At 67.9% G+C, this 19,178-nt stretch carries 21 protein-coding genes and 1 tRNA gene; 8 read left to right on the top strand and 14 right to left on the bottom strand.

Translation table 11 applies throughout. From position 1 onward, the window contains the following. The first annotated feature begins 65 nt into the window (after positions 1–65). From IEZ27_RS11395 to IEZ27_RS11380, 4 genes are read left to right on the top strand one after another with little or no spacing between them, the layout of a single operon-like run. On the top strand, positions 66–458 hold the full coding sequence (locus IEZ27_RS11395) for a hypothetical protein (RefSeq protein WP_189647155.1): 393 nt from the start codon (positions 66–68) through the stop codon (positions 456–458). A 3-nt stretch (positions 459–461) separates the two neighbouring features. After that, positions 462–1,193: a prolipoprotein diacylglyceryl transferase gene (locus tag IEZ27_RS11390; protein WP_189647154.1), complete on the top strand. Its 732-nt coding sequence runs from the start codon at positions 462–464 to the stop codon at positions 1,191–1,193. After that, positions 1,190–2,728, top strand: coding sequence for a radical SAM protein (locus IEZ27_RS11385; protein WP_189647153.1), 1,539 nt, complete (start codon positions 1,190–1,192; stop codon positions 2,726–2,728). Before IEZ27_RS11390 ends, IEZ27_RS11385 begins: the two co-directional genes overlap by 4 nt. Continuing rightward, complete coding sequence (locus IEZ27_RS11380) at positions 2,725–2,970, top strand: hypothetical protein (protein ID WP_185845328.1); 246 nt, start codon at positions 2,725–2,727, stop codon at positions 2,968–2,970. Before IEZ27_RS11385 ends, IEZ27_RS11380 begins: the two co-directional genes overlap by 4 nt. Here the strand turns inward: IEZ27_RS11380 and IEZ27_RS11375 are convergent, their stop codons facing one another. From IEZ27_RS11375 to IEZ27_RS11365, 3 genes are read right to left on the bottom strand one after another with little or no spacing between them, the layout of a single operon-like run. After that, positions 2,971–3,429, bottom strand: a complete 459-nt coding sequence (locus tag IEZ27_RS11375) for a MaoC family dehydratase (RefSeq protein ID WP_125649472.1) — start codon at positions 3,427–3,429, stop codon at positions 2,971–2,973. Between the two features lie 11 nt (positions 3,430–3,440). After that, positions 3,441–4,622 (bottom strand): TolB-like translocation protein, encoded by a 1,182-nt coding sequence (locus tag IEZ27_RS11370; RefSeq protein WP_189647152.1) that lies wholly within the window; start codon positions 4,620–4,622, stop codon positions 3,441–3,443. After that, positions 4,619–5,104: a SigE family RNA polymerase sigma factor gene (locus IEZ27_RS11365; protein ID WP_229823875.1), complete on the bottom strand. Its 486-nt coding sequence runs from the start codon at positions 5,102–5,104 to the stop codon at positions 4,619–4,621. Before IEZ27_RS11365 ends, IEZ27_RS11370 begins: the two co-directional genes overlap by 4 nt. A gap of 229 nt (positions 5,105–5,333) precedes the next feature. Between IEZ27_RS11365 and IEZ27_RS11360 the strand changes: the two genes are divergently transcribed. Further along, positions 5,334–6,506 carry an AAA family ATPase gene (locus IEZ27_RS11360; protein WP_446686150.1) on the top strand — a complete coding sequence of 391 codons (1,173 nt, stop codon included), beginning with the start codon at positions 5,334–5,336 and terminating at the stop codon, positions 6,504–6,506. Between the two features lie 97 nt (positions 6,507–6,603). On the opposite strand, the gene IEZ27_RS11355 is transcribed toward IEZ27_RS11360, so the two are convergent. Both IEZ27_RS11355 and IEZ27_RS11350 read right to left on the bottom strand, forming a co-directional pair. Continuing rightward, entirely contained in the window at positions 6,604–7,401 is a 798-nt protein-coding gene (locus IEZ27_RS11355) for a MauE/DoxX family redox-associated membrane protein (protein WP_229823874.1), read from the bottom strand. Positions 7,402–7,406: 5 nt separating this feature from the next. Beyond that, entirely contained in the window at positions 7,407–8,354 is a 948-nt protein-coding gene (locus IEZ27_RS11350; RefSeq protein ID WP_189647148.1) for a hypothetical protein, read from the bottom strand. A 215-nt stretch (positions 8,355–8,569) separates the two neighbouring features. Between IEZ27_RS11350 and IEZ27_RS11345 the strand changes: the two genes are divergently transcribed. Then, positions 8,570–9,073 (top strand): SigE family RNA polymerase sigma factor, encoded by a 504-nt coding sequence (locus tag IEZ27_RS11345; RefSeq protein WP_189647147.1) that lies wholly within the window; start codon positions 8,570–8,572, stop codon positions 9,071–9,073. Between the two features lie 2 nt (positions 9,074–9,075). Here the strand turns inward: IEZ27_RS11345 and IEZ27_RS11340 are convergent, their stop codons facing one another. Continuing rightward, positions 9,076–9,567, bottom strand: coding sequence for a MarR family winged helix-turn-helix transcriptional regulator (locus tag IEZ27_RS11340; protein ID WP_125649491.1), 492 nt, complete (start codon positions 9,565–9,567; stop codon positions 9,076–9,078). A 94-nt stretch (positions 9,568–9,661) separates the two neighbouring features. On the opposite strand from IEZ27_RS11340, the gene IEZ27_RS11335 reads away from it, so the two are divergent. Further along, positions 9,662–10,222: a YceI family protein gene (locus tag IEZ27_RS11335; RefSeq protein WP_125649494.1), complete on the top strand. Its 561-nt coding sequence runs from the start codon at positions 9,662–9,664 to the stop codon at positions 10,220–10,222. Positions 10,223–10,386: 164 nt separating this feature from the next. Beyond that, positions 10,387–10,475: transfer RNA gene (locus tag IEZ27_RS11330), tRNA-Ser, on the top strand. A gap of 72 nt (positions 10,476–10,547) precedes the next feature. On the opposite strand, the gene IEZ27_RS55480 is transcribed toward IEZ27_RS11330, so the two are convergent. The 8 genes from IEZ27_RS55480 to IEZ27_RS11290 all read right to left on the bottom strand — a co-directional run bounded on the left by IEZ27_RS55480 (position 10,548) and on the right by IEZ27_RS11290 (position 18,911). Continuing rightward, the gene (locus tag IEZ27_RS55480; RefSeq protein WP_189647146.1) at positions 10,548–10,802 is read right to left on the bottom strand and encodes a tyrosine-type recombinase/integrase; all 255 of its coding nucleotides are present in this window, start codon (positions 10,800–10,802) and stop codon (positions 10,548–10,550) included. Positions 10,803–10,858: 56 nt separating this feature from the next. Beyond that, the gene (locus IEZ27_RS11320; protein ID WP_189647145.1) at positions 10,859–11,836 is read right to left on the bottom strand and encodes a DUF4360 domain-containing protein; all 978 of its coding nucleotides are present in this window, start codon (positions 11,834–11,836) and stop codon (positions 10,859–10,861) included. Positions 11,837–13,336: 1,500 nt separating this feature from the next. Then, entirely contained in the window at positions 13,337–13,900 is a 564-nt protein-coding gene (locus IEZ27_RS11315) for a dihydrofolate reductase family protein (protein WP_189647144.1), read from the bottom strand. A gap of 763 nt (positions 13,901–14,663) precedes the next feature. Then, positions 14,664–15,239, bottom strand: coding sequence for a DoxX family protein (locus IEZ27_RS11310; RefSeq protein WP_189647143.1), 576 nt, complete (start codon positions 15,237–15,239; stop codon positions 14,664–14,666). 963 nt (positions 15,240–16,202) lie between these two features. Then, positions 16,203–16,799: a hypothetical protein gene (locus IEZ27_RS11305; protein ID WP_189647142.1), complete on the bottom strand. Its 597-nt coding sequence runs from the start codon at positions 16,797–16,799 to the stop codon at positions 16,203–16,205. Positions 16,800–16,970: 171 nt separating this feature from the next. Then, positions 16,971–17,348 (bottom strand): VOC family protein, encoded by a 378-nt coding sequence (locus tag IEZ27_RS11300; RefSeq protein WP_308427270.1) that lies wholly within the window; start codon positions 17,346–17,348, stop codon positions 16,971–16,973. 2 nt (positions 17,349–17,350) lie between these two features. Continuing rightward, complete coding sequence (locus IEZ27_RS11295) at positions 17,351–17,728, bottom strand: VOC family protein (RefSeq protein WP_189647141.1); 378 nt, start codon at positions 17,726–17,728, stop codon at positions 17,351–17,353. Positions 17,729–17,870: 142 nt separating this feature from the next. Continuing rightward, a complete protein-coding gene (locus IEZ27_RS11290; protein WP_189647140.1) occupies positions 17,871–18,911 on the bottom strand; it encodes a S1 family peptidase in 1,041 nt (346 codons plus the stop codon). Positions 18,912–19,178: the final 267 nt, after the last annotated feature.

The following is a 19,178-nucleotide window of genomic DNA, read 5'->3' as shown; positions in this document are numbered from 1 at the left end:
GAAGGCATTGATCGTACGTCAATCGTCGCCCCCTACCTTCATGCTCACGACCAAGGGGTGAGGGGATGACGACACCACCACCGCAGCCGCCGCCGCAGGGCCCGTGGGGGCCGCAGCACCAGGGCCGGCAACCGCCGCCGCCGCCACCGCCCAGCGGCCGTGACTCCACGCTCGTGCTCATCGCGACGCTGGTCGCCGGCCTGTTCGCCTACAGCGCCGTCAACGTCATCGTCTTCTTCGCCGTCCTCTTCGCCGCCCTCGACGGCGCGGACAAGGCGCTGGTGATCGGCGCCGCGGTGCTGCTCGCCGTCGTCGGCCTCGGCGGCGGGCTGGGGTTCGGTCTCGTCCGCAGGCCCTGGTCGCGTGGCCTCGGGCTGGGGCTCGCGATCGGCTGGGCGCTCTGGTCGATGTTGTCGGCCGGCGTCTGCACCGGTCTCAACCCCAGCATGTACGGCTGAAGCATGCCGTACCACGAGATATTCGTCGGCCTCGGCGTCTTCGTGGCCTCGGTGGTCTTCGTCCGCGAGGCCAGGGCCAGGGGCGCGCTCAACGAACAGTCGCTCGTCGCCGTCACCGGGGCCCTGGTCGGAGGCGCGATCGGCATGCGCCTGGCGGGCTGGCTGGAGACCCTCAACCTCGCCGACCTCTGGCTGTACGGCTCGCGCAGCATCCTCGGCGGCCTGACCGGCGCGTACGTCGGCGTCCTCGTCGCGAAGAAGGTCATCGGCTACAAGGAGCGTACCGGCGACCTGTTCGCCCCGGCGGTGGCGCTCGGCATGGCGATCGGCCGCATCGGTTGTCACCTGACCGAGGCTCCCGGCCGGCCCACGGACCTGCCCTGGGGCGTGCACGCGCCGCCCACCACCCCGGAATGCCCCGGCTGCCTGACCGGCCAGGCCATGCACCCGTCGTTCGTCTACGAGATCGTCTTCCAGCTCGCCGCGTTCGTCGCGCTGTGGTGGGCGCGCAGGCGCCTGACCGAGCCGGGTGAGCTGTTCACGCTCTATCTCGCCGGATATGCCGTTTTCCGGTTCCTGGTGGAGTTCACCAGGGCGAACGAGACGCTGTGGCTCGATCTGACCGGGCCGCAATGGTTCCTGATCCCTGGCCTGGCGTTGCTCACACTGAGACTCGCGTACGGCTGGCGACGCGGCCATTACGATGCCCTTTTCGAGCGGAAGGTCATGACATGAGCGCAGGGATGGGGCTACGGGGCGACCGCATCCTCCGGTACGTCAACGCGTTCTGCCCGAAATGCCACGGCCAGGACCTGGACCAGGTCGAACGGCTGAGCGGCTACCTTGCCGAACGCGACGGCAAGGTCTGGCTGGAACGCGGCTGCCGCAAACACGGCCTGATCCGGACGATGTACGACGAGGACCCGGAAATCCTCTCCTACCTGGAAGAGTGGACCGCTCCCACCAAGCAGCACATCCCCGACGTCTCCGGAAACTTCACCCCGATCCCGGCGGCGTACCTCAGCGGTCTGCCCGAGATGCAGACCCAGCACACCTGCATCCTCCTGGAGGACATCGCCGAGGCGTGCAACCTGCGCTGCCCCACCTGCTTCGCCGACAGTTCGCCCGACCTGACCGGCGTCGTCCCGGTGGCCGACGTCCTGGCGAACGTGGACCAGCGCCTGGCCAGGGAGAACGGCAAGCTCGACGTCCTGATGCTGAGCGGCGGCGAGCCCACGCTCCACCCAGAGCTGAAGACCCTGCTCGCCGAGCTGGTGAGCCGGCCCGTCACGCGCATCCTGATCAACACCAACGGCGTGCTCGTCGCCCGCGACGACTCGCTGCTCGACCTGCTCACCGAGCACCGCGACCGGGTGGAGGTCTACCTCCAGTACGACGGTTCGTCGGCCGAGGCGTCCAAGCACCACCGCGGCGGCGACCTGCGCAAGATCAAGGCGGAGGCCGTACGGCGGCTGTCGGAGCGGGAGATCTTCACCACCCTGGTCATGACCGCGGCCCTGGGCGTCAACGACGAGGAGATCGGCGACGTCGTGCGCCTCTCGCTCGACACGCCGTTCGTCGGCGGCGTGTCGCTGCAACCCCAGTTCGGCTCGGGCCGGTCAGGGGTCATCGACCCGTCCGACCGGCTCACCCACACCGGCGTGCTCAAGCGGCTCGGCCCGCAGACCGACGGCCTGGTGACCTGGCGCGACCTGACCGCCCTGCCCTGCTCACACCCCCACTGCTGCTCGGTCGGCTACCTCATCCGCGACGACGCGCAGCAGTGGCGCTCGCTGGTCGCCCTGATCGGCCACGACCGCCTCAAGGAGAACCTGGGCCTGGTCTCCAACCGCATCGCCGACAGCGAGATCCCGCGCGAGCTGCGACTCGCCGTGCAGGAGTCGCTGCTCGGGCTGCTGTCGGAGCAGTCGTCGTTGTCCCATCCGCAGATCGGCGACCTGTGGCGCGACATCTGCGAGAACTGCGACCTCGGCGTCGCCACGCTGCTCACCCTCGCCTCCTCGGCGCTGCCCGGCCGGCGCAAGAAGTTGCGCAGGATGCTGGGCGAGCGGGTGGTCCGGATCACGGTCAAGCCGTTCATGGACATCTCGACCATGATCGAGGAGCGGCTCACGCAGTGCTGCGTGCACGTCGGCACGCGGGCCGAGCAGGACCAGTGTGCGCCGTTCTGCGCCGTGCAGGCGTGGCCGCAGCTCTCGCGGCAGCGGTTGTCCGCGGTCGCCTCGAAGCCGGGGCTGGTGATCCTGTGAAGGCCCAGCCGTACGATCCGCTCCGACTGTGCGTGTACGCGACCGTGGCGCTGCTGGCCTGGCTGCTCGGGCCGTGGGCGGTGCTCGGGTTCGCGGCGCTGGGGTTCGCGGGGTACTGGAAGGCGCGGCGGGCCGGGCTGACCCGGAGCAAGTGCCTGCTCAGGGACACCCGGCTCGTACTAGCCTATCTCGGGCTGATCGGGCTGGCCGCGGTGGCGGGGATCGTCATCTCGCTGCGATGATCATTCGGCGGGGACGTACAGGCTGAGCGACTCGGCGATGCACGCGGGCCGGCGCTCGCCCTCGATCTCGATCGTCATCTTCAGGTTGGCCAGGTAGCCGGCCGGGGTGCCCTTGACGTCGGTGAGCTCGCCCACGGCCCGGACCCGCGCGCCCACCGGCACCGGCCGGGGGAAGCGGACCTTGTTCAGCCCGTAGTTGACGCCCATCACGATGCTCTCGACGCGCACCATCTCGAACATGAACGTCGGCAGCAGCGACAGGGTCAGGTAGCCATGGGCGATCGTGCCGCCGAAGGGCCCCTCCTTGGCGCGCTCCACGTCCACGTGGATCCACTGGTGGTCGTCGGTGGCGTCGGCGAAGAGGTTGACCTGCTCCTGAGTGATCGTGCGCCACTCGGTCGGGCCGAACGTCTCGCCCACGGCCGCCTTGAGTTCCTGTACGTTCGCGAAGGTCCGCATGGTCCCGAACGCTATTGCGCGGGCGGGACGGCTGCCAAGTTGAGCACCCGGTACTCGTTGGCCCGCTCGCTCCAGTACATGGTCGAGCTGGGCTCGGCGGACATGAAGTTCCCCCACCAGATGCCGGGCCGGTCGTACGTGGCCAGCGTGCCGGTCCTCACGTCGTAGACCGCGCGGCCGGTCACCACGAAGCGGTCGAGGGCCGGGTAGTCGCTGAACCTGGGCACGAGACCGAGTCCCTGGGGCTCGGCCGCGGCGCTGCCGTCGACGCGCTGCAGGTACGTGCGCCCGCCCCGTACGCCCTGGCACCAGGACGGGCCGCAGCGCAGCCTCAAGGCGTCCAGGGGCGCGACGACGTCCTTGGTGGCGGGGCGGCCGGTCGACAGGTTCACGACCCTGGTCTGGCTCCGGTCCTCGAGGTCGGCGACGTCGCTCGCCCACGGCCATTTGACGAGGTGCAGGCCCTCGCTGCCCGGAAAGCGCTTGGGGGCGCCGCCCGCGAGCGGCATCCACCACACGCCGCCGGTCCGTTCCGACCAGATGATCCGGTCGCCGTCGAGGGCGATGCGCTCGATCCGGAGGTGCTCTCCCGTCATCGCGGCGACCTGTCGGGGCTCGCCGCCGGCGAGCGGGACCGTCCAGATCTCGCGCGCCTTCGTGCCGTCCTTCCGTACGGCGTTCACGTGCCAGGCGAGGTTCAGCCCGTCGAGCGCCGGCGGCTGGGGGCGGTAGGTCCTCATGTCTGGCGGCACCGATATGTCGGTGATCTCGCGGAACATCCGGGTGGTGGTGTCGTAGACCTCGATCGCGCGGATCGTGTCGGCCCCGGGCCCGGCGACGGCCAGGATCCGGGTGGCGTCGAGCGCGGTGACCGGGACGCGGCGCAGGCCGTCGGCCCGCAGAGTGGGCATCGTGACGACGGCCCGCGACCACACCCGCTCCAGGGGCACGGCCGTCGCCTGTGGGAAGGGCCGCGCCGCCGGGGGCGGCGCGGCGGCCTGCCGTCCGTTCGCCGCCATGACCGTGCCGGTCGCGAGTACGGCCGCCACCGCCGTCGCGACGGCCAGCCCCTGGGTACGCCGCCTCCGCCTGCGCCGCCGGTGCCCCTCCACCCCGGCGAGCAGCCCGCCCGGCTCCGGTGCGTGGTCCGCCGCGGTACGAAGCGTCTCGGTCAGGTCCTTCTCGGTCCTCATGCCCGTTCCCTCTCCAGCAGTGCCGGCCGGATCCTCAACGTGTGCAGCGCGCGCGACGCCTGGCTGCGAACGGTTCCGCGGGAGATGCCGAGGATGTCGGCGATCTCCTGGTCCGACAGGTCCTCGTAGTACCGCAGCACCAGGACCACCCGCTGCCTGCGCGGCTGCGTCGCCAGCTCCCGCCACAGCTCGCCGGAGGAGTGGCTGTCGGTGTACGCCCCCTCGGGCACCTCGTCCGTGAGCTGCTCCCTGCGCCGCCGGCGCCACCAGCTCACGTGCTGGCGGGTCATGATCGTGCGTACGTAGGACTCCGGGTTGTCCTTGTTGCGCACCTTGCGCCAGGTGTCGCCGAGCTTGAGCAGCGCCTCCTGCACGAGGTCGGCGGCGTCGTCGGGATTCCCGGTGAGCACATATCCGTACCGGAGCAGGGCGGCGCCACGCGCTTGCTCGAACTCCTCGAACTCCACAACTCCCAGACGCACGGGCGTCCCGGACTGTTGCAAAGATCTTTTACTCGAAACCATCGCATGCGTGTTCGAGTCCGCGCTACAGTTCTGGGTATCGAAATCGAACAAGGGTTCGGCCTGGTGAGAGGGGGTGTGTCCGATGACGATGCTTGCCACCGCCCCTGCTCGGACACGCCGTAGCACTTTCTTCCCAAATCTAAGACGGCCGCTATATCCGGCAATAAAGTCCGAGAGCGTGGACCCTGTGCGCAATCCTTACGCCCCCGGCGCCGGCCAGCGTCCGCCTGAGCTGGCCGGGCGCGACCGTGAGCTGCAGCAGTTCGAGGTGGTGCTGGAGCGGGTGGCCCGAGGCCGTCCCGAGCGCAGCATGGTCGTCACCGGCCTGCGCGGTGTCGGGAAGACCGTCCTGCTCAACACGTTCAAGTCCATGGCCATGCAGCGGCTGTGGGGCACGGGCAAGATCGAGGCCCGGCCCGACCAGTCGATCCGGCGTCCCGTGGCGGCCGCCCTCCACATGGCCATCCGCGAGCTGGCCCCCCGCCACCGCGCGCCCGAGCGCATCGAGGAGTTCCTCGGCGTGCTGAAGGCGTTCGCGATGCGCGACCCGGCCGCGGCCAAGGGCACGTCCCACTGGTCGCCCGGCATCGAGGTGCCCGCCAGCCGCGGGCGCGCCGACTCCGGCGACCTGGAGATCGACCTCACCGAGCTGTTCGTCGACGCGGCGAGCGTGGCGACCGACCTCGGCGTGGGCATCGCACTGTTCATCGACGAGATGCAGGACGTGCAGCCCGCCGACGTCTCCGCGCTCTGCGCCGCCTGTCACGAGTTGTCCCAGTCGGGTGGCCCGCTGATCGTGGTGGGCGCGGGGCTGCCGCACCTGCCGAGCGTGTTGTCGGCCAGCAAGAGCTATTCCGAACGGCTCTTCCGCTACGCGCGCATCGACAAGCTCGACCGTGAGGCGGCCGACATGGCGCTGATCCTTCCCGCGCGGGAGGAAGGGGTCGAGTTCACCCAGGATGCCCTCGACGCGCTCTACGAGGCCGCCGACGGCTATCCGTACTTCGTCCAGGCCTACGGCAAGGTCGCCTGGGACCTCGCGCCGCGCAGCCCGATCACCCTCGACGACGTCAAGGTCTCCGCGCCCGAGGCCGAGGAGGAGCTCGCCGTGGGCTTCTTCGGCAGCCGCTACGAGCGGGCCACCCCCGCCGAGCGCGACTACATGCACGCCATGGCGCAGATCGGCGACGAGCCGGTCGCCACCGCCGACGTGGCCGACGCCCTCGGGCGCAAGCCGTCCAGTCTCTCGCCCGCCCGCGACAGTCTCATCAAGAAAGGGCTCATCTACAGCGCCGAGCGCGGTCTGATCGCGTTCACGGTGCCGCACTTCGGAAGGTTCCTGCGGTCTCAACCCGTTTGAGCGCCGCCCCTAGACCTCTATTGGGCTGTCTAGTGGGGAAGCTAGACAGCCCAATAGAGCTGTACCGTCATGCCCGGCTAGCGAAATCTAGGGCTCTCTAGCGCTGGGCCGATACTGGCGTATATTCCGGCAGAGCGTCGCTGCCGTCGTTGGCGACCACCGCCACGCGCACCGCCGGGCGCCGTCCGCTCAGGTAGACCGCGAAGACCACGTCGTCCCGGTCGCGGCCGGTGAAGGCGAAGAAGCGCCAGCACAGTTCACGCCAGCTGTCGTACGGCTCCGTCGAGGCCAGCACCTCCTGATGCACCCGCCACGGGCCGCTGGACCTGAGCCTGGACAACATGACCTGCTCGGCGGGGCCGGGGCGCTGCTCGCAGGGGGCGCGGTACCGTACGCGGTCGAACAGCTCCTCGATCTCGGGGGAGAGCAGCACGAGGACGGCCACCCCCGCGGCCATGAGCCACGTCGGACGGCCCATCGCCGCCCAGCCCGACACCGGCGCGGCGACCGACAACGCCGACATCCCGGTCAGTACGACGGTCCGGCCGATCGAACGCATGCCGACCGGCGCCGAGCTGACCTCGCCGAAGCAGCCGCAGCCCGCGTCCGGCCGCCGCCTGCGCAGCTCGACCAGCACGTACGTGGACATCGCGAAGAAGCAGACCGTGCCCCACCTGAAGATCGGCGCGGTGGTGAGCAGCAGCCCGCCCGCGAGCACCAGCTCGCAGGCCGCGCAGACCAGCAGCGAGGGCGCCTGCATACGGCCGGGCATGAGCACGGCCGGGCCCAGCCTGGACAGGGCGCCCGGCTCCCCGCCCTTGCACACCGTGACGACCTTGGCGCCGGTGCCCAGGACCAGCAGCACGATCAGGATCGGCATCTGCGATTCGAGCACGCCCGTCACCCCAATCCGATCTGAGCGTTGAAGCAGCCTTTGACCAGTTCGCCGCCCAGCTCCACGAACGAGGCGGGCGACAGTTCGGCGACACGCCCGCGCGGCGAGGTGTCGCATTCGACGCAGCGGTCGCAGAACCGTCCGGCCAGGCAGCCGCAGGCGACCACCGGCAGGTTGGCGGCACGGTCCGCGCACATGTTCCTGACCTGGATCAGCGAGCCGATGGCGAGGTAGGGCAGACCGGCGCAGGACAGCCCCGCGTCGGGGCAGCCGGTGTCGACGCGCTCCAGCATCGGGTACGCCGCGCCGCGCTCCTCCTCGTCGAACGTGTCGGACCAGGTGGCCGTGCCGGAGATGCGCGACTGCATCCCGGCGTACGCGACCGGCGGGGCCGGCACCGCGCCCGACCGATAGGCGGGCTGCGAGGTCGCCGGCAGCAGCGCGAGGGCGGAGCCGTCGCGCCTGATGCCGATCGCGTCGAACAGGTAACCCGGCTCGAACTTCGGATGTCGCACCTGCAGCCGCCCCGTGGCCGGGTAGGGGATGACGATCGTCCGGTGGCCGCGGTGTGAGCCGCAGTCGAGCTCGACCGTCAGCTCCTTACGCCCCTCGATCGACAGGATCGTCCCGGTGAGCCGGGTGGTGTCGGCCCAGATCCGTTCGACCACGCGGCCGTCGCGCAGCGTGCGCATGAGCACCATGGAGCCCACCGGGAGGTCGGCGGGCGCGATCTCCGCGCCGTGCCAGGCCGTGGCCCAGGGGGCGATCACGAGCCGTTCCTCGGCGCCTTCGGGGGTCTCGACGGTGATGAGATGTGGACTGACGTCAAGGATCTCGCCGGCGACGGCGCGCAACGGCTGGCCGTCGGCCGGGTCGGGGCCGGCGATGCCGGGGTCGCGGCCAAGCGCGGCCGCCGCGAGCACCCTGCGGCGCTCGACGTTCGGATAGCCCATCCGCCCTCCCTCGTCAGGTACTAGGTTCACATGACTCCGGAGCGCGTCGTGCCGCGGCGAACAGATGAGAGCAAAATACGCATCCCCGGGGAAGGTAGTTGACATCCGCCTTCGAACATTCCGCCACCGACCTTGACTGACCTTTGTCTTCGTCGGACCGAAACCTGGATTGTGGTTCGGGCACAAAAGGGCATCAGGCTGCGATTCTGGCCACGATGCAGACCACCGGGTGGGAAGAGGAGTTCCGCGAGTACGTCATGGCTCGCGGTCCCGCGCTGCTGCGCGCCGCCCGTCAGCTCACCGGGCATCCGCTCGACGCGGAGGACCTGTTGCAGAGCGCGCTGGCCAAGACGTACCTGGCGTGGGGGAAGATCGAGGACCGGGGTGCGCTGGACGGGTACGTCCGCCGGGCCATGGTCAACATCAACATCTCGCAGTGGCGGCGGCGCAAGCTGGAGGAGTATCCGTCGGACGAGCTGCCCGAGGTGGCCACGGCGGACACCACGGACACGACGGTGTGCGGCGAGGTGCACGAGCTGCTGGATAAGGCGCTGGAGGAGCTGCCGGAGCGCATGCGGGCCGCGATCGTGCTGCGTTACTACGAGGACATGACCGAGCCGGAGATCGCCAGGACGCTCGGGATCAGCGTCGGCACGGTCAAAAGCACGGTGTCGCGCGCGATGGCCAAGCTCAGGGGGGCCCTGGGGATCTCCTCGTAGCCTCAGTGGAGGGCGGGGGTGGTCTCCTCGGCGCCGGCCGTCGCGCAGGGGCGTACGACCTCTCTGATCTTGCGGAGCGCGCGCAGGAACGCGGCGAGCTCGTCTTCGCTGAGGAGCCCGGTGAAGCTGTCCTCGATGTCCTGGAGGTGCTGGGGCAGGACGCTCGCCAGCCGCTCGCGTCCCTCGTCGGTGAGCGCGGCGTAGGAGGCCCGGCGGTCGGTGGCACACGCCTGCCTGGTCACCAGGCCCTCCCGTTCGAGCCGGTCGACGACCCTGGTCACCCCGCTCGTGGACAGGCCGGTCTGCGCGGCCAGGTCGGTCATCCGCAACGCCTGCCGCGGCGATCTGGCCAGGCGGATCACCGTCTCGAAGTCGATGCCCGACAACCCCGCCGTGCTGAACACGGGTTGCATCCGGGCCGTCAGACCTGCGTGAACCTCGGCGAGCAGGCCCATCGCCGTCAGCCTGGGGTCATCGATGTGCTTCACGTCCATAGCTTAACCGACGTTAGTTGACTTGCGGAATATTCCTCGTGTAGACATTTGTTGCCGCAGACATCCGCACAGCAACGTTCCCAAGGAGAACCCGATGAGCACTCGCACGTGGGAGTCCCTGACCATCCCCGCCGCCGGCACGTACAACCTCGACGTGGCCCACACCCGCATCGGGTTCGTGGTCAAGCACATGATGGTGAGCAAGGTCCGCGGCAGCTTCGGCGCCTTCAGCGGCTCCGTGACGATCGCGGAGAACCCGCTGGAGTCCACGGCCGAGCTGACGATCCAGACCGCCAGCATCGACACCGGCGTGGGCGACCGCGACGGCCACCTGCGCAGCGACGACTTCCTCGCCGTGGACAAGTACCCCGAGATCACCTTCCGCAGCACCCGCGTGGTCGGCCACTCGGGCGACGAGTTCACCGTCGTCGGCGACCTGACGATCCGCGAGGTCACCAAGCAGGTCGAGCTCACCGTCGAGTACGGCGGCGCCGGCACCAACCCGTGGGGCGCCGCGGTATGGGGCTTCTCCATCAACACCGAGTTCGACCGCGAGGAGTTCGGCCTGACCTGGAACCAGACCCTGGAGGCCGGCGGTGTGCTCGTGGGCAAGAAGGTCAAGATTGAGATCGAGGGCGAGGCGAACCCCGCCTGAGGCCGGTTTTCCACAGCCCGGAAGCCCGTCCTAGCATGGGGCGGGCTTCATCCACAGCCGGTTACCCACAGGCTGTTGATAACTCTTGGTGAAGGCGCGGCGCGGAACCGCTTTGCTGCCTCGCCAGAAGGCCGGTACGCTGTGCTGAGCCGCAATGGCTTCCAGGAGGATTCGCCTAGTCAGGTCTATGGCGCCGCACTGCTAATGCGGTTTGGTGGCAACACCATCCGGGGTTCAAATCCCCGATCCTCCGCAGGTGAAAGGCCCTCTCCCCGAGTGCGGGGGGAGGGCCTTTCGATCTTCCGGGGCGTCATAGTTGCAACGGCTATCCCCAGAGAGCCGAAGCGGGTCGTTCCCCGGCATCACGCATCAGCGGTGTGGATACGTGGGTGTACCGCTCAGTGGTCGTCACGCGGGTGTGGCCGAGGACCTGTTGAACGACGCGGATGTTCACACCTTGCTCGATGAGGAGTGTCGCGGCGGTGCGGCGGGCGTCATGGACTCGGACGTCCCGGACGCCGGCCTGCTGAAGGATGGACTTCCAGATCTTCCAGTCCTCAGTTGGACTCTGGGTCGCCACTGCTCACCGAAGCTGACCTTCGTCCCAAAGCCACATCACCGGAGCGTCGACCTGACTCAGCAGGAGGTGGTCGTCTCGGCTACGCAGGAATCGGTGCCCGGTCCGCCGTTAGCGGTGTCGGTGCCCGGCCCGCCCAGGATCCGGTCGTTGCCGGCTTCGCCGTCGAGGGTGTCGTTGCCGTCGTCGCCGCTGATGTCGTCGTCGCCGTTGCCGCCGAAGACGGTGTCGTTGCCGGCGCCGGCGGAGATCCGGTCGTTGCCCGCGAAGGAGAGGATGACGTCGTCGCCGCCCAGCGCGGCTATACGGTCGGCGAACGGTGACCCGCAGATGACATCGGCGCCCGAGGTGCCGACGATGGTCTGCCCCGAGGTGGCGGTGCGCCGGTCGATGGTGCAGCCCGGTCCGTTTTGGAGCGTCCCGTCGACACTGCTGGTGTTGAAGAAGCCGCTGCCGGTCTCTGCGGGGTTGTTGGCGAGGACCAGGCCCGTTTCCACGTTCAGCGCGCGGGTTGCGCCCTGCGCCGACGCCACGTCGTCGTGAAGCAGGATCCGGTCGGAGAAGAGGTACGAGTCGTCGTGTGGCCCCAAGATCTGCGAGCGAACCGACTGAGCCGGGACGGGAGCACCGAGGAAGTCGTAGCTTGCGCTCTGCGTCGCGCTCATCCCTGCTTGGTCCATGAGCGCGTAGCCCTGGTAGGAGAACTTGGCGGTGGAAAGCGAGCTCCCCGGCGGCGTATGCACGTTCAGCGAGAGCGTGCATTCCTTATCCGAAGCATCACCACCAGGTTCGATGATCGTCTCGTATGAGCTGAATGTAACGGTGAACGACTTCCCGTCGGGGCTGATCGCCGCCTCCCATGTCCCGGGTGGGCACCCGTTTCCGTTCGCACTGACGCTCGAGATGTATGCCTCGGCCGGGTTGGGGGCAGAGGATGCCGCGACCGCGGGCGTCATGACTGCTGCGGTGAGGACGGCGGCGGCGGCGAGTGTACGTGCGGCCAGCTTGGGGAGTGTGTTGCGCATGATGAATGGCATGGGGCATTCCTTTCCGTGGTGAGCATTCCCAGCGAGAACGTCAGGCAATTTACCGAGGCTCGTTGGCCTGTGTCAGATCGAGCTCGTGAATGGTGTTGCGGTAGCGCGGATGCCGGAGTTGTTCTTTTTTGCATCCATCCACACCGCTGCAATAGCGCGATGAGGGATATACCCCAGTGTCAAGAATGATAGACGCACGCACATTTATGAGCGGGCAAATAGTCAGCAAGGAGCAAAAGGAAAGAGCGTCCTTGATGTCCAAATATCCGCCATTATAATGGATATTATCCTGACGCGTAGCTCTCGAAGATTCCGATTTGCGCAGATATGTCATTATTTCGAGAGTCTGGCCCCTCGCGCGGCGGTGGGGCCGGAGGGCGGCAACCGCAGCAGCAACCGCGCCATATTCGGGCGACCTTGAGCGGCCGTTAACGACCCCTGCGAGCAGCGCAAACGACCTGTAGCGATCTCGCTGCCGAGATTTCATGGCTCTGGGGTTTCCGCGCCGGACTCGGCGTCGGCCTGGGGAGACGGTATCCCACTGCTCGGCTTCGTCTCCCCTCGACGCACAAGCTCGGGCTCGTCGGAGAGCCGCTTTGGCTTGCCGGCAGTCTTTAATGGCTGTGCGACTTCTGCGGCACGCCCACCGTCCTCAGCCCGGCAGGCGACGGCGTGGTCATGGATGTCAGGAGCGCCGACGGCCCTGGCGGCCATGCCATCGTCACGCACCGAGAATGTCTGAGAAGCCGTCTCCATGAGTCGAGCAGCGAGCACGCGCGTGTCGAATCGGTAGGTCGGCGATGGAGCGATGGTTACATTGATGTCCGTCACTCCGCGCTTGGCGATCAGGCGGCGGTGGGGGCTGGTCTAGTTGCAGTTCTAGTTGCAATCCCATCTCGTACATAGCCGTCCCAGGGAGACCAGCGCGGCCAGGTGGTCCAGGTGGAACCAATAGGGACACCCAAGACCCGAGCTGCTAATGCGGTTTGGTGGCAACACCATCCGGGGTTCAAATCCCCGATCCTCCGCAGGTGAAAGGCCCTCTCCCCGAACTCGGGGGGAGGGCCTTTCGATCTTTCCGGGCGTCGAAGTTGCAACGGCTACGGATTTCCCCAGAGTGCGGAGGCCAGGCGCTCGCCTGCATCGCGTATCACGCGGCGGCACCGCACGCCGCCCCCGCCGTACCAACCGAACGCTCCGACCGGGGTTGCCGCGCCGCTGCACAGATGCAGCCCTACGATCGCCACTGCATGGCTGGACGCCGTACGTGCTTGGGGCGATCGGTGAGCCAGGGTGAGGCACGAACCCTGGCTCACCGGAAAAGCGGGCAATGCCCCGAGGAGTAATGGGCTTTGAGGTTGAGCCTCGGTGTCTACCTGCCGTTGTCGATCGTGGCGATGCCGCCGGTGTCGCTGGCTGGTTTGAGTTGGGTCGTGGACTCCTCGGACAGGTGGCGGTGCTCGCGTGACTGCCGCTCGTTGTGCATGTCCGGTCGCTGGGTCAGCGGTGTCGCCGGTACTGCAGATACATGATCCCGTTGCTGGACGCGGTGCTGGAGACCAGGTCGAGCTGGTAAGACTTGGGGACGCCGTCGAACAGCCGGGTGCCCTCACCCGCGACGTAGGGGAACATGCTCAGCTGGAGCTCGTCGATCAGGTCGAGCCGCATGAGCGACCGCCAGAGGCTGACGCCGCCCCAGACCACGATGTGACCGTCGCCGCCCAGCCTGAGCTTGTCGATCTCTTCTGCCGTGTCACCAGCGGCGATGGTGGTGTTGGCCCAGTCAGCCGTCTTCAGGGTGCGGGAGAAGACGACCTTGCGCCCTGCGTTCAGGATGTCGGCGAACGGGTGGTCGGTGGACGTTGTCATGCCCACGGCGATGCCCTCGTAGGCGGTGCGGCCCATGATGTGCGCGTACGCGCTCTGGAGAAAGTCGAGGTGCGCCGGGGCGTCGGGCTGACGGTTTTCGGGCAGGTCGAAGCAGAACTTCCAAAACTCGGTGCCCTCGTCGGCGAGAAGGCCGTCGAGGGAGTAGTTGAACACTGTCGCTATCAGCTTCCGCATGATCAGAACTCCGTGGGTTCGGGTCGTCTGGGGACCGTGCTTGGCCAGGGGGACGTGTCCCGGGCCGCAGCGCTCGTTTGGCCGCGGCGTCTGTGGCCTGTCGCTGATGCTTTAGACGACACTGCCGCCCGGAAGTCATCGGTCCCCGGTCTACTGGCTGGATGCGCGGTCAGGTACCGGGGTGTCTTGGAGCAGTGCGCGCGTCCGCACGGGTCAGGAGCGGTTGCAGTTCGGGTTGCGGTTGGCCCGTCAGTCCAGAGGGCGGAGTCCATGCGGTCGCCGGCGTCCTTCATCTGGAGGGGCGCGACGTGCGTGGTGTGATCTTTCCGGCGGTCCTTCGCCTCTTCGTGCTCGGTGTCTTGGGTCTCGCGGTGTGCCTTGAGGTGGGCGTGGGGGTTCGGGCGGCCGTTGAGCGAGGACCAGGCCGCTGCCCGTTTGTTTGGGGCACTTGTCCACGTGGCCGGTGCAGTCCTTCAGGCGTGGCCGGCTTGCGGCTCGGCCGAGGGCCGTGGATTTGTCGGAGTACGTCACCGGGTTGTCCGCGTGTGATTGGACACCGGGCGGTTTCCGCGCCGGATGCGTGCCGGAACGGGCGGGGATTGGCGGTGTCTCACAGGGACCCGCGGTCGGTCTGCGCCCTGACCTGCCTCCCCGGGTTCCCTGGCTCGGAGAGGCAGGACCGGTGGCCGAGTCCCAAGCTGACAGCGCGGCCGTGAGGTGCGGCGATCTGTGCTCGACGCCCTTGACCTACCTGCGAAGGTGCTCAGAACTGGGCGTTGGTCATCGTGAACCAGGTCGGAGCGAATGCCAGCAGGGCCAGTGCGACCACGACCGCGAACGACTTGAGTACGCGTGAGGTGGTGATGATCGAGGGTGCGATGGGCCTCAGCTTCCATCGTCCGACCGCGATGAACGCCGCGACGCCTCCCAGCAGGAGATTCGCCGGCACCAATTCGTATTCGCCGCGCATGATGTGAAAACCGGCCGCGAGGATCATCGTCAGCGTCAGGCCGGCGGCGGCGAGTGGCGCCAGGTTCGGCCTGACTCCCGTCATCGCCGGAAGGATCAGGCCGATGCCGCCAAGCACCTCAAGGATCCCGATGAGGACGATCAGGGACTGTGGCACTGCCGCGTACCAAGCCACGGCCTGGGGTGCCGTCGCATACAGGGCGTCGTCGTACAGCAGCACCTTGCCGAAACCGCTTCCGGCGAAGAAGAAGCCCCACAACGCTTGAAGTGACCAAAGTGCGCCGTTGAGCGTGAACCGCATTCCGCGTCCCTTGGGCTGCTGCTCGACGTCCTCAACGGGGAGGTGGTTCTCGCTGACGTGCTGGTTCATGCCCTGTCACTGCCTTTTCTCATCGGGTTGGCCGGGGAAACTCGGTGGCTTTGTTTGTTGCGTCACTCGTACGTGGTGATCGGTACGTGGTGACAGGGCTCATCGGACCATGGCGGCGAGGTCGCACGCATGGTCCGTGGGACAGTGTGGGACACGTGAGGCGCGGTCCAGCTGCGAAAACAGAAGTTCTGCCGCCACCGTGGGATGGGACGGTCGCCGTGGTGCGGGCATTGAGCGTCCAAGAGCGGGAGCCCCTTGAGGGTCGTGCTCGCTCGCGCTCTTGGAGTGCGGTGAAAGGGCCGCAGAGCACCAGGAGTGGTGGACGGTGCGGACATGCGTCTGCACGCGCCGGAGGATGTCGCGATCTACTACAACCAGGTCCGGCGGGAAGAAGTGGAACCACTGGCGGAACAAGGGAGCCTTCCTCTGGACACAGAACCTGGTGGACGCCCTCAATCCGAAGTTCTTGCAACTGATCTCCGGCAACGCCGAGAAGGTGCCCACGAAGGACAGATACGACGGCGTCCTCACTGTTCGCCATGACGGCTCGGTTGAGGTCGGCCTCCTCGGCTCTGCCAGGCCGGGATCTATTACGGAGAACGAATGGGGGACTGGTCAGGAGGCCGCATCACGTGGAAGCTCTGGCTCGGCCCGGACAACCTGCCCAGGCGCTTCCAGGCCGAGACTGTCTACGAGCCCCATGGCCCGGATCAGAAAGCTGACGCTGTGAGGATCAACGTCCTCTACAAAGGCTGGGGAACGCCTGTGCACATCACCGCCCCTTCCAGGAAGCTCGTGGTGGAGGCTGAATGAGCCCACCGTCGCGGGGCAACGGAGTCCGCACGCGCAGTGACCTTTGAGCACCTGGAACGCTCATGAAATGCAAGGAACTTGTTTATCTGATCCATGGCCGGCTTCGTTCGGAGCACCCGCGGACCTTGAGCTGACGCGTGGTTGCGCCGACTAATCGTCGGTGGCGATGGCGAAGGGGGCTTGGAAATCGAGGGGGCCATCGACTTCCACGGTCCGCGTGACGCTCGCGGTCGGCCTCAGGCCCGGGACGTGGTCGAGGATCGTGTCTTCTGCTGAGACATGCATGAGCTGGTAGACAGCACTGTCCACGGTCCGTACGTCGAACTCGGCGTCGTCTTCGACGGCGTCCGGCATTATTCGCAGATACGCCGCTCGGCCGGCAGCCATCAGGGCCTCTCGGTCCGTGATGGCGAAGTCGTGGCGCATGAGTACGGCGATCCGATCGGTGAACTCCGGGTACTCGGGGTGCGCGGGGTGGACGTCGTCGTCACCGTCGTCGGTGGAGGGTTCGAACGATGGGTACGTCCCGGTGAGGTCGTGCTGGGCTTCGCGGAGACGGTGAGCCGCTGCCGAGAGCAGGTCGTTCAGTTCGAAGATCGCCGGTTTCTCACGTTGTCGGCCTTCGAACTCGCACAGGGTTTCGGCGTGCCGCAGCACTGCGTCCGCGAATGCCTCGGCTTCTTCGCGCAGCCGCTTTCGGGCCTCGTCGGAGAACTGCTCCACCGGTGCGTGAGGGGTGTCGCTCACTCTCGTGGGATCTCTTTCTCGTGGGCATGGGCCGCCGTCGGCCTCGGGTGAGGTGATCATGCCTGAGGTTGGTGGTGGGTCGTGACCATGCTGACGGCCCAGCGGAGCAGGGAGGCGGAGGGCTGGCGGCCTGGGGGGTGGCCCTGCGGATGGGCCGCAGGGCGCGCGGGGTCAGTCTTGGAGGACTGACAGGACGTTTCCCGCCGGGTCGGTGAACCAGGCGATCAGTGGGCCGCCGCCGCGGAAGATGCCCTTCTCGTCGGTCTTCAGGTTGTCGTACCGCTGGAAGCGCACGCCGCGGGCCGTCAGCTCGTCCACGGCCTTGTCGATGTTCTCGACCGGGAAGTTGAGGATGGTGAAGGTGGCGGGGACGTGGTCGGGTTTGGGGTAGATCAGGATGTTGGTGCCGCCGGCGATGTGCAGGGTCAGCAGGCCGTGCGACTCCGACACCTCCAGGCCCAGGGTGTCGCCGTAGAACGCCTTCGCGGCGGCCAGGTCGTTGACGGAGAACCCGCTGAACGCCTTCGTCCCGCTGAACAACTTGGACATCGTCACATCGCCTTCCGGTGTTCTTCGCTGAGCTGGATGATCTGGACGTAGTTGCCGTCGGGGTCGATCGCCGTGGCGAACAGGCTGCCGTCGCGGTCCTCCAGCTCGGCCAGCCATGACACGCCCGCCTCCTCCATCCGGGCGGCGATCGCGCGCGCGTCGGGGACGTCGAAGTTGAGTATCACCCGTCCGGGCTCGGGATTCTTGTCCGCCACGTCCGCCCGCGTGTCGATAATCAGGTGGAAGTCGCCGAACGTCAGCACGCCGTAGTGGGTGACGTCGGTGTCGGACTCGGGGTCGAGCACGGTGGCGTACCAGGTGCGCAGGCGTGCGGGGTTGGTGCTGGACAGGAGCAGGCTGTTCAGGTTGGGGCGCGTCATCGCTGCCTTCCTGCGGTCGGAGCGGTCGGGTACGGAAGGACCCGCTGTCGGAAGGACAGACTCGACCGGAGGCGGCAACTCATCGGTGCGGGACGAAACCGGGACAAAATCGGTGCCCACGAACAAGCGCAGGCGGAAAGGGTCAGGCCGTGCGCAGGGTCAGTCCGTACGCGCTGAGGATCTCGTTGACCGGCTGATAGTACGTCGTGCCGCCCGAGCTGCAGTTCCCCGAGCCGCCCGAGGTCACCCCCTGGGCCTGCCCGCCGGAGATGAACGGACCACCGGAGTCGCCGGGTTCGCCGCACACATTGGTACGGGTCAGCCCGTAGACGGTCCCCTGGGCGTACGTGATCGTGGCGTTGTGCTGCTGGATCGTGCCGCAGTGCCAGCCGGTGGTCGGGCCGGACCGGCAGACCGACGAGCCGATCGGCGCCTGTACCGAGCCGCGCACGGTCACCAGCGTGCCGCCGGCCCCGCGCACGTACGGCTGCGCGGTGTACCCGGGGGTGGCGACCCACGCGTAGTCGTTGCCGGGGAAGGAGGAGCCCTGGAAGGTGCCGGACGGGGACTTGACCAGGTCGCCGGTCCGCCCGCAGTGGCCCGCGGTGACGAAGCCGGGGACGCTGCCCTTGGTGACCGAGAAGCCGATCGTGCAGCGCGTCGAGCCGACGTAGAAGGGGTCGCCGCCGATGATGTCGGCGTAGGTCCGGGGCAGCTCGGCGGGCGGCGAGACCGCGATGACCGTGCTGCGGGCCGCCGCGGCCAGGGATCCGGCGACCAGGGATCGGGCGGTCAGGGCTTCGGCGGCCAGGGTTTCGGCGGCCGGTGACGGCGCCTGGAGGACGACCCGGTTCGTCCGTACGTCGACGTACCAGAGGGCGGGGCCGGTCGGGACGCGGCGGGCCGCTCGGTCGAGGCGGCGGACGACGTCCTCCAGCTCCGACAGCGAGTGCCGGACGAGGACCGGGCGCGCGCCCCGCGCCGAGACGGCGGCGGCCCCGGCGGGGTCGGTGGTGGCGACGACGAGGGCGGAGGCGTCCTCGGTCAGCCACGATCCGGCGTAGGAGTCGCCGAGCGAGGCGGCCAGTTCGGACTCAAGGGTGGCGGCATGCCGCTCGCTCGCGAGCCGGGCGACCACCTGGGACTCCGAGAGGCCGAGGTCGCGTGAGAGTGCCTCGATCACGGGGTCGGTTGCCGGGTGGCCGGGGGGGGGCCAGGCAGGCGGCCACGAAGGTGACGCCTGCCACTGCACAGCGAAACATGCCGCCGCTCCTCGATGGGGGGTTCTGCCAACGTAACGGCTGCCAGGAAAATGAGGAGATACCAACTATTTCCTATTACGGCGATATGCCCTGTTTTCCGGCCACGGGCCTCAAATGGAGATTTCTCGCCCTAAAGTAGTTACCAGAGGTATGTCGGTATCGTATTGGGCCTGGAGGTGTTCTCTATG

The sequence above is a fragment of the Nonomuraea spiralis genome, from assembly GCF_014648435.1.
Lineage (GTDB): Bacteria > Actinomycetota > Actinomycetes > Streptosporangiales > Streptosporangiaceae > Nonomuraea > Nonomuraea spiralis.
The sequence above is the reverse complement of the archived record's forward strand: the minus strand, read 5'-3'. Positions and strand labels throughout refer to the sequence as shown.